A 12,219-nucleotide genomic window follows, 5' to 3' on the forward strand; every position below is an offset into this window, starting at 1 on the left:
TGAGTGACCCGTCAGACCTTCTCGACCTTGACGGCATGCGCCATCTGATGCGGCAGCTCGACCTGTTCGTGGCCGGGGATCAGGATCATCACGCCGCCGTGGTCGTTGGCCTCGACGGTGACCCTGGCATTGGGCACCACCCCGGCGTCCTTGAGCCTGCCGATCAGCTCGGTGTCGCCCTGGACGTGCTCGGTCAACTGACGGACCACCACCGCGACGGGCAGCCCGACGGGCAATTCGGTGAGCCGCACGAGGCTGGCCGTGTCCGAACCGAAGCTGCCTGGACCGACGCCGAGTTCGGACAGCCCAGGGATGGGGTTGCCGAACGGGGACGTGGTGGGGTTGTTGAGCACCTGCACAAGCCGGCGCTCGACGTCTTCACTCATCACGTGTTCCCAGCGGCACGCCTCGGCGTGGACGTCCTCCCATGGCAGTCCGATGACATCGACGAGCAGCCGCTCGGCCAACCGGTGCTTGCGCATCACGGCGATGGCGAGCGCGCGGCCCTTGTCGGTCAGTTCCAGGTGCCGGTCGCCTGCCACGTGCAGCAGGCCGTCGCGTTCCATGCGCGACACGGTCTGGCTCACGGTGGGGCCGCTCTGGTCGAGCCGTTCGGCTATGCGTGCACGCAGCGGCACCACGCCCTCTTCCTCGAGGTCGTAGATGGTCCGCAGGTACATCTCGGTGGTATCGACAAGATCGTTCATTCGCGCCTTCCCAGCCCCATACGTCACCGCACAGTCTACCGTTTTCGCCGGTTGAACTGCGGTGCAACATCGCGCCGATCGTCAACGAGCACGAACAGGGTAGTCGGGGCCCCAGCCAGGCCAGAAATGCCCTGTGCCCGCCGGTACAACCGGCGGGCACAGGGCAGGATCGAGCTAGCTGGCGTAGGAGCGGAGCCGGTCGGCCCGTTCGCCGTTGCGCAGCTTGGCCATGACCTCGCGCTCGATCTGGCGGACCCGTTCGCGGGACAGGCCGAACAGCTTGCCGATCTGGTCGAGGGTGCGGGGCTGGCCGTCGTCGAGGCCGAACCGGAGGCGGATCACCTGCTGCTCGCGCTCGTCGAGGGTTGCCAGCACGTGCCGGATGTCGGTGTGCAGCAGTTCCGAGATGACGGCGTTCTCGGCCGACATGGCTTCGGAGTCCTCGATGAAGTCGCCCAGCGGAGCCTCTTCGTCGGTGCCGACCGGCATGTCCAAACTCACCGGATCCCGGCTGTGCTCGAGCAGATCGTTGATCTTCTCGACGGGGATGCCCGACTCTTCGGCGAGTTCCTCGTCGGTGGCCTCGCGGCCCAGGTTCTGGTGCATCTCGCGCTTGATGCGGGCCAGCTTGTTGACCTGCTCGACGAGATGGACGGGCAGCCGGATGGTGCGGCTCTGGTCGGCCATGCCGCGCGTGATGGCCTGACGGATCCACCAGGTGGCGTACGTCGAGAACTTGAAGCCCTTGGTGTAGTCGAACTTCTCCATCGCGCGGATCAAACCCAGGTTCCCCTCCTGGATCAGGTCCAGCAGCGGCATCCCGCGGCCCGTGTACCGCTTCGCCAGCGACACCACGAGGCGCAGGTTGGCCTCCAGCAGGTGGCGGCGGGCCGCCTCGCCGTCCCGGACCACGATCGCGAGGTCGCGTTTGCGGCTCTCGCCGAGACGCTTCTTGGTGTCCAGCAGGTGCTGCGCGTAAAGACCGGCCTCGATGCGCTTGGCGAGCTCGACCTCATCGGCGGCGTTGAGCAACGCTGTTTTGCCGATGCCGTTCAGATACACGCGCACGAGGTCGGCGGCCGGGCTCTGGGCGTCCAGATCGCTGTCGACGCGGCTTGTGGTGGCATTTGCCATGACGGCCTCCTGATCGGCTCGAACTGTCATGACGTACAACGCGTCATGCCACCAAAGAGTTCCCGCCGCGCATCGGATTCATGCGTGTTGACCAGCAGTTTTTCGCCGACGACCTGAGATTATCCTGAGAATAGCTAAAGAAGCGGCTCAGCTGGGAACGCGGACGCTTCAGTCGGCCGAGTCGGGTTGCGGTGGGGCGGCCGAATCCCGGCGTTGGCCGGCGTCGCCCGCACTCGGTTGCGTGCCGGAGAGGCTGGCCCACTCGGCCGGGGAGATCACCGGATGATGGCGTTCGCCGGCTTGGTAGCGCCTGGGTTCGTCGGCGCGCCGCGGCGGGCGGTCGTTGGCGATCAACACGGCCATCCACGGCAGCGGCACCGAGACCAGGATGATGGCCAGCGAGATGAGCCCGTTCTGCCAGATGTTGTATGCGACCGCCGCCAGGATGAGCGCGGGGATGCGGAACGCCATCAGCGTCAGGTACTTGCGGACCCGTTGACGGTGCTGTTCTTCGTAAGCCGGTGCGGCGCGAGTGATGAGGATGGGACGACCCTCACCGTCGAAATCGTCGTCGAAACTCAGCTCGTGGCTTTGTTTCATACCTCCACTGTTTCACATCCGGTCGGCGCAGGGACAGTTGGATTTCCCCGGCGGGAGTGTCCGGGCACAATGGAGGTCGCGGACGTGAGGAGCACAATAGAGATATGCAAACCCAGACCATCGAGCGCACTGACGCCGACGAGCGCGTCGACGACGGGACCGACGACGACGCCCCGAAGTTCTTCCACTATGTCAAGAAAGACAAGATCGCCGAGAGCGCGGTCATGGGAACGCACGTGGTCGCGCTGTGTGGCGAGGTGTTTCCGGTGACCAAATCACCCAAGCCGGGTTCGCCGGTGTGCGCCGACTGCAAGCGCATCTACGAAACCCTCAAGAAGTAGTCGGTTCGTCTGCCGCGGCCGCCGGCTGACCCTTGCCGTTGAGCGCCTTCTCCTCCAGCCAGCCGCGCAGCCGCCGGGCGTGAGTGTCGGACGCGGGCCATTCTTCCTGGATGGCCGCGTTCAGCTCGGCGCCCAGCATGATCGCGAATCCGAGGAAGAAGGCGAACAGCAGGAACGCGATCGGCGTCGCGAGCGCCCCGTAGGTGTAGCCGGTGCTGGTGATCCAGCCCAGATAGAGCCGCAGCCCGAAGGTCGCGACCAGGAACACCACGGTGGCCAGCACCGACCCCAGCAGCAGCCGGTGTGTCGGCAGAGGTTTGGGCAGCGAGACCCGGTAGAGCAGCGTCACCCCGACGATCACGGCGATGACCAGTGCCGGGTAGTAGCCGTAGTGCAGCACGTTGTCCCAGCTGTCGGGGATGTGCTCGCCGATGGTCCGGGGGCCGAGCGCAATGAACGGCGCCGCGGCGATCGCGCTGACCAGCATGATCACATACAGCCCCAGTGCATAGAACCGTTGCCGAACCGGATGGCGCAGCGGCGTCTGGTCGTGGGCCTCCACGATCGAGTCGACGAACGCCGACACGGCCGACGATCCTGCCCACAGTGAGATCACGAAGCCCACCGAGACCACCTCGCCGCGGGCACCTTTGACGATGTCGCGGATCGTGGGCTCGATGATCTCGTTGACCACGTTCGGTGAGAAGAAGCTGTTCGCCGCTGTGATCAGCTGATCCTGGATCGCCGGCAGGGTGTCGGGGCCGAACAACGGCGCGATGTAGGCCAGGCTGCCCAGCATCCCGAGCAGGAGCGGCGGCAGTGACAGCGCACACCAGAACGCCGCCTGGGCCGATTCGGAAAAGATCGAATCGTCCCAACTCTTCGACAACGTGCGTCGACCGATATGCCGGATGTGGTGGCGTGAGGGTGGTACTGGAAGCGGCTGGCCAGTCATGACCAGACCAGCATTACTGACGAAACGCGCTCCTGCCCAGGCGGGTGGTGTTTGGCTGCTGTTATGCCTGGACCGGGCTGACTTCGATCACCGCGGCCAGCTCGACGAGCTTGGCCTCGTGCTCGTTCGCATGGTGCTGGCAGAAGAGCAGCTCGGCGCCCGAGGGCAGCTTGGCGCGCACCCGTGCGGCCGCACCGCAACGATCGCAGCGATCGGCTCTGGTTAGCTCCGGGCTTGTCAGAGTTGCGTTCATGGCTCCTCCGTCTCCTGCTCTGCGCGACCTGGCAAAGTCGCCGGGTTCGCGTATCTCTACTGTGTCAGACGTTTTCGGTTCCGGCCTTGTTCCCTAGGGGTTTACCGGTGTGTCGTGTCTCACTTCGCCGGTGAGTTGCTCACGGGGCAAGCTGGCGGTATGTCCGCGTCGTCACCCGTGTTGGTTCACCTGTGCAGTGCCGAGGACTGGGCCCGCGCCCAGGCGACGGGCGAGCTTCGGCCCGAGTCGCTGCGCGCCCAGGGCTTCGTGCACCTCTCAGCCCCCTACCAGGTGCACCTGCCGGCCAACCGGCTCTACGGCGGGCGCCATGACCTGGTGCTGTTGCACGTCGACCCGGCGAAGTTGTCGGATCCACTGCGCTGGGAACCCGGTGTCCCAACGGATCCGGACGCGATGTTGTTCCCGCACCTCTACGGGCCGCTGCCGGTGAGTGCCGTGATCGACACCACGGCCTATGTGCCGGACGACGACGGCCGATTCGCCCCGCTGGTCGCGACGTAGGCGTCGGCTTCGATCTCCACGAGCAACTCGGGTGCGATCAGCGCCGACACCTCGACCATCGACGTCACCGGACGGATGTCGCCGAACACCTCGGCGTGGACGGCGCCGACCTCGCGCCACCGGGAGATGTCGGTCACGAACATCCGGGTGCGGACGACATCGGCCAGCGTCGCCCCGGCATCCTGCAGGGCGCGTTCGATGCGCGCGAGTGCGTCACGAGTCTGGGTGGTGAGGTCGTCACCCGACCCGGTGGTTCCGGCCACCGCGATGTGGTCACCCACGCGCACGGCGCGCGAGTATCCGACGACGTCTTCGAACTCGGATTCGGATGCGATGTTCCGGCGCTGCGACACGCCGTCATCGTAGAGCGCAGCCAGGCCGGCCCGACGGCGCATGACATGCTCGTCGGGTGTCCGGGGCAGCCCAGAATCGGCAGGGCGCGGCCACGCGGCTGCGCCTGGTGAAGGCGGCCGAGCGGCTGTTCGCCACGCACGGCGTCGACGCCGTTTCGGTGCGGGCGGTCAACGCGGCGGCGGGTCTGGGCGTCGCGTCCGTGCACTACCACTTCGGGTCGAAGGACGAGCTGCTGCGCGCGGTCCTGATGGACGTCGGCGCACCGGTGCGCGACGAGATCTCGGCCAACGTGGCGGCGCTGGCGGCCCAACCCCGCGTGCCGAGTTCCGAGGCGCTGGTCCGTGCGGTCACCGAGCCGTACCTCAAACTGCTGCTGCGCCATCGGGTCCGGGGTATGCGCTGGATCAAGATCATCGCGCAGATCTCGCAGGAGGACCACCCGGTGCTGTTGGCTGCCGAACAACGTCTGCCCGACGAGTTGTTCGCGCAGGTGCAGCGAGTGTTTCCCGATTCCGATCCGGTCCGGCTGGAATTGCGATGGGCCATCTCGATCATGAACTTCATCCAGGCGCTGAGCCGGGCCGACGAATGGAGCCGCTCCGGTTCGCGCCTGGCTGAACCGGAGCTGCGGGCGTTCTACGAAGACCTCGTGAGTTTCGTCGTCGGCGGGGTCGACCGACTGCTCGGTTCCTGACAGGAGCCGTCCGCGGGGCGGTTCGCGCACTGCCAAATTTATGGATCACTTGATCCAATCATCTGCTCCAGATACGGTGCCTTCATGTGGACTCCCGCCTCGATCAAGTTCGGCGCGTTCCTGGCGCCCTACCACCCGCTCACCGCCGACCCCGCGCTCCAGCTGCGCCGTGACATCGACCTGATGGAGCACCTGGACCACCTGGGTTTCGACGAGGCCTGGATGGGGGAGCACCACTCCACCGGAGCCGAGATCGTCCCGGCGCCAGACGTGTTCATCGCTGCGGCGGCCGAACGCACCCGACGCATCCGGTTCGGCACCGGCGTGCTGTCGCTGCCCTATCACCACCCGCTCGTCACGGCCGACCGCATCACGCAACTCGACCTGCAGACCCGGGGCCGGCTGATCGTCGGCACCGGTCCGGGAAAGATCCCGCTCGACGCGCACATGATGGGCATCGACCCGATCGACCAGCGCCGGATGCAGGGCGAGGCGCTCGAGGCGGTGCTGCGACTGCTGCGCGGCGAGGTCGTCACCATGCAGACCGACTGGTTCACGCTGCGTGACGCCCGGGCACAGCTGCCCACCTACGATCCGGCGGGCATCGAGGTCGCGACCGCGTCGACGATTTCGCCCAACGGTTCGGTGCTCGCGGGCACGCACGGGCTGTCGTTGCTGTCGCTCGCGGCGAGTTCGCCGAGCGGATTCGAGGTGCTCGACCGCAACTGGGGTGTGTACGAAAAGGTTTCGGCCGAACACGGACACCGCGCCGACCGGTCGATGTGGCGCGTGGTCAATCCGATGTTCCTCGCCGAGACGCGGGCCGACGCCGAGCGGGCGGTCAGCCGCCGGATCCACGCGATCGCCGAATACGTCAACCGGCAGCAGGGCATCGAACCGGACTGGGCGCAAACACCCGGCGGCATCATCGAGCAGTGGCGCACCGACACTCTCGGTGAGTTCGGCCAGGTCGTCATCGGCACGCCCGAGGACGCGATCGCCCAGATCGAGCGGCTCATCGAAAAGACCGGCGGATTCGGCACGCTGCTGATCCTGCACGTGGACATGGCCAACTGGGAGGACACGGTGCGCAGTTACGAGCTGTTCGCATCAGAAGTCATCCCGTACTTCAAGAACCGCAACGCGGGCCGCCGGGCCAGCCTGCAGTTCGCCGAGGACCACCGCGACCATCTCATCGGCGGGCTGGTCGGCGCGATCACCAAGGCCCACAACGACTACTACGGCCAACCGGTGGGGGCGTGATGCGCGCAGCGGAATACCTCGACGGCCGGTTCACCGTCACCGACGTCGCCGAGCCGCCCGCGACCGGCGCGGGCCAGCTGCGCATCGAGGTCGCCGCGTGCGGCATCTGCGGTAGCGACCTGAGCATGTCGAAGGATCCGTGCCGGTTCGTGTCGGTTGCGGCCGGCGCGGGATTCCCGCTCGCGGTGTTCGACCACACCCGGCCGGTCGTTCTCGGTCACGAGTACGCCGGCACCGTGGTCGAATGTGGCTCCGGGGTCACTGATTTCGCGGTAGGCGACCGGGTCGCCGGAATCGGGGTAGCGACCGAGGAGGCCACCGGGATCCCGACGATCATCGGCTACTCCAACGCATACCACGGTGCGTTCGGGGAATTCATCGTCGTCGACGCGTTCTGGGTGCGCAAGGTGCCCGACGGCCTGTCGCTGGAGCACGCGACCCTCGCCGAACCGCTGCACGTCGGTGAGATGCACGTGCAGCAGTCCGGGCTCACCGCGGCCGACACCGCACTCGTCATCGGTTGCGGTTCCATCGGATTGGGTACAGTCCTGGCGGCCAAGGCGCACGGTGCGCACACCGTCATCGCGGTGGAACCGTCGCCCAAGCGGCGTGAATTGGCCGCCAAGATGGGCGCCGACATCGTCGTCGACCCGGCCGAACAGGATCCGGTCGCGCTGTGGAACACGATGGGGGCCGAGGGGCGGATCGGCGGCGGAATCCTGATCGCCTACGAATGCAGCGGCCGGGTCGGCACGCTCAATTCGCTGACCCACACGCTGCCGTTCGGATCCCGGATCCAGGTCGTGGCATCACCGTTCGGGGAGGAGACGATCATCCCGGTGGTGGCGCAGTTCCGCCAGATCGCCATCAACTTCGGCCACGGCCCATATCACGAGGCCTACGAAACCGTGCTGCGGCGCCTCGCCGACGGCGAGATCGACGCCGAGGCCATCATCACCGGCCGGGTCGGATTGGACGGTCTGACAGCCGCATTCGAGGCGCTGCGCAATCCAGAGGAGCACGTCAAGATCCTGGTGCTGCCGGGGGCGTGAGGGCGATCGCGATGCGCGGAGCTGACCGGGTTCAGTTGGCCGATACCGGCGTCACCGGGATCCGGCCCGCACTCGCGCCACCGTCGACGGTCAGATCGGCGCCCGTGATGTACGACGAGGCATCCGAGGCCAGGAAGGCCACGACGTCGGCGACCTCTTCGGGCGTGCCGACCCGCGTCAGCGGAGCGCCCGGATGCCCGCCGGGGCCGCGGTGGACGTCGAGGTGGGCGATCATCGGTGTGTCGATCATGCCGGGATAGACGGTGTTGACGCGAATGCCGAACGGTCCCAGCTCGATTGCCGCGACCTTCGACATGCCGCGCAGCCCCCACTTGGAGGCGCCGTACGCGGTGTAACCCGCGAGCCCCTGCATGCCGGCCTGCGACGAGATGTTGACGATCGAGCCGCCACCGGTGCCCTTCATGGATTCGGCGACCGCCTTGATGCCGAGGAACGCGCCCACGAGATTGACCCGGAGCATGCGCTCGAACCCGTCGACGGTCTGTTCGCCGAGTGGCACCACGCTGCAGATCGCGGCATTGTTCACCAGCACGTCGATCCGGCCGAATTCGGCGATCGCGGTGTCCACGACCGACCGCCAGTGGTTCTCGTCGCCGACGTCGTGCCGGACGAAACGGGCCGCCGGACCGATCGATTCGGCCACGCGCTGTCCCTCCTCGACGAGGAGGTCGGTCAGCACCACCCGGGCGCCCAGCGCGGCGAACAACCGTGCCTCGGCTTCACCCTGCCCCCGTGCGGCGCCCGTCACGATCGCGACCTTGCCGGACAGGTCCATAAGCTTCGCGTCAGCCATGTCTACTTCTCGTTCTGGTCGATGCCGGTGAGCAGGATCTCCGACACGCGGCGGGGGAACTCGGTCACCTTGGCCATGGCCACGATCTGGCGTGGCATCACGACGTGGCGTTTGTTGCGTTCGATCGCGTCGGCGATCGCCAGCGCGACCTCTTCGTGCTCCAGCGCGGCCGACGGCAGCATGCGCAGGCGTTCGAACCGCTCGATGGTCTTGCGGGCGGGAGGGTATGCGCGGATGTGGTCGATCATGTCGGTTTTCACCTCACCGAGCTGTACGAGCGTGGTACCCACGGGCGTACCGCGCAGCTCGGCGCGGATGCCTGCCGTGAAGTGGCTCAGCCCGGCCTTCGACGTGGCGTACAGCGTGACGCCGGGGCCCTGTGCGATCGCGCCGTACGACGACACGTTGACGATGTGGCCGCGGCCGCGGGCCACGAGCCTGGGCATGGCCTGGCGGCACAGCTCCATGGGGGCGGCGAGGTTGACCTGCAAAAGGTTTCGCACGTCGGCAGCACTCGCATCGGGGAAGCGGCCCACACGATCGATGCCTGCGTTGTTGACCACGACGTCGACCGGCCCGTCTGCCTCGACGCGATCCAGCAGGGCTTCCACAGCGGCCGGGTCGGTCAGGTCGGTGGGGTAGGCCTTGCCGTCGATCTCCTTGGCCAGCAGGTTGAGCGACTCGGCGTCACGCGCCACCAGTGCCACGTCGGCGCCGCGGCGTGCGAGCACCTCGGCGATGCTCTTGCCCAATCCACGGCTCGCGCCGGTGACCAGCGCGCGCGTGTTCCTCAGCTCCATGGGATGCCTTTCAGTTCGAATCAGGTCTGGTTGTTCAGTTCTCGGCGAGGGCGCCGCGGACGACCGCGCACACGTCCTCGTTGGCTGCGGCGGCGGCAGGCAGATGGTCGGCGAGATTGAAGAAGCCATGGAATCCGCGCTCGTAGCGCCGGACGCTCACCTGGGCACCTCCCGCCGCCAGCAACCGGGCGTACTCCTCGCCCTCCTCGCACAGCGGATCCATCCCCCCGGTCAGGACATGGGCGTCCGGAAGTCCGGTGAGGTCGCCGAGGATGGGCGAGGCCAGCACACTGGCGCGGTCGCCGCCGGCCCCGAGGTACTGCTCGGTGAACCACTGCATGTGCGCGGCGGTGAGCACACCGCTGCTGGTGTGCGGGCTCGACAGCGACGCCTTACGGCGTTGGTCGACAACGGGATAGATCAGTACCTGGAATGCGATGGCCGGGCCGCCACGGTCGCGCGCCATCATGGCGATCACCGCGGTCAGGTTGCCACCCGCGCTGTCGCCCGCCACCACGAGCCGGCCGGGATCGCCGCCGAGTTCGGCCGCGTGCGCGGCGACCCATTCGGTGGCGGCCCAGGCATCGTCGACCGCGGCCGGGAACGGGTGCTCGGGTGCCAGCCGGTAGTCGACCGAAACCACCACCGCGCCAATCCCGTTGGCAAGCCGTCGGCAACACGAGTCATGTGAGTCGAGGTCGCACAGCACGAACCCGCCGCCGTGGAAGTACACCACGACCGGCAGCGCGTCGCCCGCATCGAGCGGATGGTAGATCCGTACCGGTATCTCGCCGGCCGGGCCCGCGACGGTCCGGTCTTCGACGTTGGCGACGGGCACGGGGACCGCAGGCCGACGGCTCGCTTTGAGCCGGGCCCTGACCTCGGCCGCGGCGGCGATGGGATCCATGCCACCTTCGGCGATCGGCGCGAACGCGTCGCCCATGCGATCGGCGACCTCGCGTTTCATGGTGTCTTCGCGGGTGCTCGAGTCGCTCACTTGACACTCAACTCGCCGCGCAGCACCTTGCCGGTGGCGTTCCGGGGCAATCTGGTGAGGAACTCGACATCCCGCGGCACCTTGTACCGGGCCAGGTTCGCGCGGACGTAGTCCTTGATCTCGTCGGCGCTGACCGTCGAACCGTCGACACGCACCACGTACGCCTTGAGCCGCTGACCGAAGTCGGCGTCGCTGACCCCGATCACCGCCACCTCGTCGACGTCGGCGTGCCCGTTGATCAAGTTCTCGACCTCCAGCGGGTAGACATTCTCACCGCCGCAGATCACCATGTCGTCATCGCGGCCGTCGATGTAGAGCCGCCCGGTGGAGTCGAAATGGCCGACGTCGCCGCTGCTTTGCAGGCCGCCGATGCATTCCTTGGTGCGGCCGTCGGTGTATCCGCCGAAGCTCACGTCGCTGCCGGCGAAGATCCGGCCGATGACGCCCGGCTCGGTGATCTCGATGCCGGCCGAATCATACAGCCGCACTGCGCAGCCCACGGGGGCCCTGCCCGCGGTGCGGGGGTCGTGGCGCAGATCTTCGGGCATGGCCACGGTCATGACCGCAAGTTCGGTCGAGCCGTACAAGTTGTACAGCACGGGGCCGAACTCCTCGAGCGTTCGTTCTACCAGGTCGGGTGGTATGGCCGAGCCGGACCCGAAGATGATCTTGAGTGACGTGGTGTCGTAGCGGTCCCGAACCTCCTTGGGCAGCGCCAGGATCCGTTGCAGCATCGTGGGTACCACGACCAGCACGTCGCACTTGTTGTCCTGCACGGCACGCAGTGTGGCTTCGGGGTCGAACCGGCGGCGCAGCACCAATCGGTTGCCCAGCGCCAAGGAGAGCACGGCCTGTCCCAACCCGGTGCCGTGGAACATCGGTGCGGCCAGCATGCAGGTCTGGTCGCGGCGCCGCGGCACGCGGTCGAGCAGCTGTGCGGAGAACAACGGTGAGGTCTTGCCGCGCGGCGCGCCCTTGGGGGTGCCGGTGGTGCCGCTGGTCAGCAAGGTCATGCCGCCGGGCTTCGCCGGAGCGGCCACCGGTGCCGGCGAAGTCGCGCGGATCAGCTGCTCCAGCGAGCGTTCGATGTCACCGCCCCCAGGGGCGTCGGTCCACGCTACGAATCGACGGACGTCGGGGGCGATCCCACTCACCAGGTCGGTGAACTCCTCGTCGTGCACGAGCACACCGACCTTTTCGCGGTTCGCGACGTCGGCGAGCTGAGGCTTGGCGAATCCCGTGTTCATCAGCAGCAGCTGGGCACCGACCTTGCCTGAGGCCGCGAGCACGGTCAGCAGCCCGCGGTGGTCACGGCACAGCGCGGCGATCACCGATCCCGAGCCGATTCCGCGCGAGTTCCAGGCCCGGGCAAGCGAGTTGACCCGGCCGTTGAGTTCGGCGAACGACACGTCGCCCAGCTCGTCGGTGATCGCGATGGCGTTGGGTGTGCGGGCGGCGGCGCTTTCGATGACCGCTGCGAAGCCGCCGAATTGGCGAACGAGCTTGGCTTGCCGAATGCCGTCCGCGGCACCCGTCGACAGCCCGGATTCGCGCAGCACGGCGAGGCTGCGGGCGATGACCCGGAACCGGTGGACCTTGGCTGTGAGAGCGGCGCTCCCGGGAAAAGCTCGCGTCATGGCGCAAACCGTACGGGTGGGTGCAGCGCTTACGGATCGCCAAGTCTCGCTGGCCGGGACAGCTTGTCTACTGCGACACAGAAGTGGGGAAGAGTG

The 12,219-nt window shown here is 67.3% G+C and carries 15 protein-coding genes; 5 read left to right on the forward strand and 10 right to left on the reverse strand.

Translation table 11 applies throughout. The annotated features are described in order from the left end of the window. Positions 1-11: 11 nt before the first annotated feature. The 3 genes from G6N67_RS28265 to G6N67_RS28275 form a co-directional block, all read right to left on the reverse strand. A complete protein-coding gene (locus G6N67_RS28265) occupies positions 12-707 on the reverse strand; it encodes an iron-dependent transcriptional repressor DtxR (RefSeq protein ID WP_073909946.1) in 696 nt (231 codons plus the stop codon). A 174-nt stretch (positions 708-881) separates the two neighbouring features. Continuing rightward, positions 882-1,871 (reverse strand): sigma-70 family RNA polymerase sigma factor, encoded by a 990-nt coding sequence (locus tag G6N67_RS28270; protein ID WP_268951224.1) that lies wholly within the window; start codon positions 1,869-1,871, stop codon positions 882-884. Positions 1,872-2,009: 138 nt separating this feature from the next. Then, entirely contained in the window at positions 2,010-2,441 is a 432-nt protein-coding gene (locus tag G6N67_RS28275; protein WP_229481299.1) for a DUF3099 domain-containing protein, read from the reverse strand. 104 nt (positions 2,442-2,545) lie between these two features. Between G6N67_RS28275 and G6N67_RS28280 the strand changes: the two genes are divergently transcribed. After that, positions 2,546-2,782, forward strand: coding sequence for a DUF3039 domain-containing protein (locus G6N67_RS28280; RefSeq protein ID WP_036437169.1), 237 nt, complete (start codon positions 2,546-2,548; stop codon positions 2,780-2,782). Here the strand turns inward: G6N67_RS28280 and G6N67_RS28285 are convergent. Next, positions 2,772-3,737: a YihY/virulence factor BrkB family protein gene (locus tag G6N67_RS28285; protein ID WP_036437172.1), complete on the reverse strand. Its 966-nt coding sequence runs from the start codon at positions 3,735-3,737 to the stop codon at positions 2,772-2,774. The two genes, G6N67_RS28280 and G6N67_RS28285, sit on opposite strands and share 11 nt — an antisense overlap. A 61-nt stretch (positions 3,738-3,798) precedes the next feature. Further along, complete coding sequence (locus G6N67_RS28290) at positions 3,799-3,990, reverse strand: DUF7455 domain-containing protein (protein WP_036437174.1); 192 nt, start codon at positions 3,988-3,990, stop codon at positions 3,799-3,801. Between the two features lie 159 nt (positions 3,991-4,149). On the opposite strand from G6N67_RS28290, the gene G6N67_RS28295 reads away from it, so the two are divergent. Next, on the forward strand, positions 4,150-4,512 hold the full coding sequence (locus G6N67_RS28295; RefSeq protein ID WP_036437176.1) for a DUF952 domain-containing protein: 363 nt from the start codon (positions 4,150-4,152) through the stop codon (positions 4,510-4,512). Here G6N67_RS28295 and G6N67_RS28300 read toward each other — a convergent pair. Then, a complete protein-coding gene (locus G6N67_RS28300; RefSeq protein WP_036438428.1) occupies positions 4,464-4,865 on the reverse strand; it encodes a RidA family protein in 402 nt (133 codons plus the stop codon). The genes G6N67_RS28295 and G6N67_RS28300 overlap by 49 nt on opposite strands. A 56-nt stretch (positions 4,866-4,921) precedes the next feature. On the opposite strand from G6N67_RS28300, the gene G6N67_RS28305 reads away from it, so the two are divergent. The 3 genes from G6N67_RS28305 to G6N67_RS28315 all read left to right on the forward strand — a co-directional run bounded on the left by G6N67_RS28305 (position 4,922) and on the right by G6N67_RS28315 (position 7,875). After that, complete coding sequence (locus tag G6N67_RS28305) at positions 4,922-5,560, forward strand: TetR/AcrR family transcriptional regulator (RefSeq protein ID WP_036437177.1); 639 nt, start codon at positions 4,922-4,924, stop codon at positions 5,558-5,560. An 84-nt stretch (positions 5,561-5,644) separates the two neighbouring features. Beyond that, the gene (locus tag G6N67_RS28310; RefSeq protein WP_036437179.1) at positions 5,645-6,823 is read left to right on the forward strand and encodes an LLM class flavin-dependent oxidoreductase; all 1,179 of its coding nucleotides are present in this window, start codon (positions 5,645-5,647) and stop codon (positions 6,821-6,823) included. Continuing rightward, positions 6,823-7,875 carry an alcohol dehydrogenase catalytic domain-containing protein gene (locus tag G6N67_RS28315; RefSeq protein WP_036437181.1) on the forward strand — a complete coding sequence of 351 codons (1,053 nt, stop codon included), beginning with the start codon at positions 6,823-6,825 and terminating at the stop codon, positions 7,873-7,875. The genes G6N67_RS28310 and G6N67_RS28315 overlap by 1 nt, the downstream gene beginning before the upstream one ends. Before the next feature lie 31 nt (positions 7,876-7,906). Here the strand turns inward: G6N67_RS28315 and G6N67_RS28320 are convergent, their stop codons facing one another. From G6N67_RS28320 to G6N67_RS28335, 4 genes are read right to left on the reverse strand one after another with little or no spacing between them, the layout of a single operon-like run. Beyond that, positions 7,907-8,689 carry a glucose 1-dehydrogenase gene (locus G6N67_RS28320; protein ID WP_081812693.1) on the reverse strand — a complete coding sequence of 261 codons (783 nt, stop codon included), beginning with the start codon at positions 8,687-8,689 and terminating at the stop codon, positions 7,907-7,909. Positions 8,690-8,691: 2 nt separating this feature from the next. Further along, positions 8,692-9,489: an SDR family NAD(P)-dependent oxidoreductase gene (locus tag G6N67_RS28325; RefSeq protein ID WP_036437183.1), complete on the reverse strand. Its 798-nt coding sequence runs from the start codon at positions 9,487-9,489 to the stop codon at positions 8,692-8,694. 34 nt (positions 9,490-9,523) lie between these two features. Next, positions 9,524-10,486 carry a LipP1 family hormone-sensitive lipase gene (locus G6N67_RS28330; protein ID WP_235684065.1) on the reverse strand — a complete coding sequence of 321 codons (963 nt, stop codon included), beginning with the start codon at positions 10,484-10,486 and terminating at the stop codon, positions 9,524-9,526. Further along, a complete protein-coding gene (locus G6N67_RS28335) occupies positions 10,483-12,123 on the reverse strand; it encodes an AMP-binding protein (protein ID WP_081812694.1) in 1,641 nt (546 codons plus the stop codon). The genes G6N67_RS28330 and G6N67_RS28335 overlap by 4 nt, the downstream gene beginning before the upstream one ends. Positions 12,124-12,219 lie beyond the last annotated feature (96 nt).

This window comes from Mycolicibacterium mageritense (genome assembly GCF_010727475.1).
GTDB lineage: Bacteria > Actinomycetota > Actinomycetes > Mycobacteriales > Mycobacteriaceae > Mycobacterium > Mycobacterium mageritense.

What these genes read in the sequence shown, in the direction of transcription:
- G6N67_RS28265 (WP_073909946.1), bottom strand. Translation starts at nt 707, where the DNA reads ATGAACGATCTTGTCGATACCACCGAGATGTACCTGCGGACCATCTAC.
- G6N67_RS28270 (WP_268951224.1), bottom strand. Translation starts at nt 1,871, where the DNA reads ATGACAGTTCGAGCCGATCAGGAGGCCGTCATGGCAAATGCCACCACA.
- G6N67_RS28275 (WP_229481299.1), bottom strand. Translation starts at nt 2,441, where the DNA reads ATGAAACAAAGCCACGAGCTGAGTTTCGACGACGATTTCGACGGTGAG.
- G6N67_RS28280 (WP_036437169.1), top strand. Translation starts at nt 2,546, where the DNA reads ATGCAAACCCAGACCATCGAGCGCACTGACGCCGACGAGCGCGTCGAC.
- G6N67_RS28285 (WP_036437172.1), bottom strand. Translation starts at nt 3,737, where the DNA reads ATGACTGGCCAGCCGCTTCCAGTACCACCCTCACGCCACCACATCCGG.
- G6N67_RS28290 (WP_036437174.1), bottom strand. Translation starts at nt 3,990, where the DNA reads ATGAACGCAACTCTGACAAGCCCGGAGCTAACCAGAGCCGATCGCTGC.
- G6N67_RS28295 (WP_036437176.1), top strand. Translation starts at nt 4,150, where the DNA reads ATGTCCGCGTCGTCACCCGTGTTGGTTCACCTGTGCAGTGCCGAGGAC.
- G6N67_RS28310 (WP_036437179.1), top strand. Translation starts at nt 5,645, where the DNA reads ATGTGGACTCCCGCCTCGATCAAGTTCGGCGCGTTCCTGGCGCCCTAC.
- G6N67_RS28315 (WP_036437181.1), top strand. Translation starts at nt 6,823, where the DNA reads ATGCGCGCAGCGGAATACCTCGACGGCCGGTTCACCGTCACCGACGTC.
- G6N67_RS28320 (WP_081812693.1), bottom strand. Translation starts at nt 8,689, where the DNA reads ATGGCTGACGCGAAGCTTATGGACCTGTCCGGCAAGGTCGCGATCGTG.
- G6N67_RS28325 (WP_036437183.1), bottom strand. Translation starts at nt 9,489, where the DNA reads ATGGAGCTGAGGAACACGCGCGCGCTGGTCACCGGCGCGAGCCGTGGA.
- G6N67_RS28335 (WP_081812694.1), bottom strand. Translation starts at nt 12,123, where the DNA reads ATGACGCGAGCTTTTCCCGGGAGCGCCGCTCTCACAGCCAAGGTCCAC.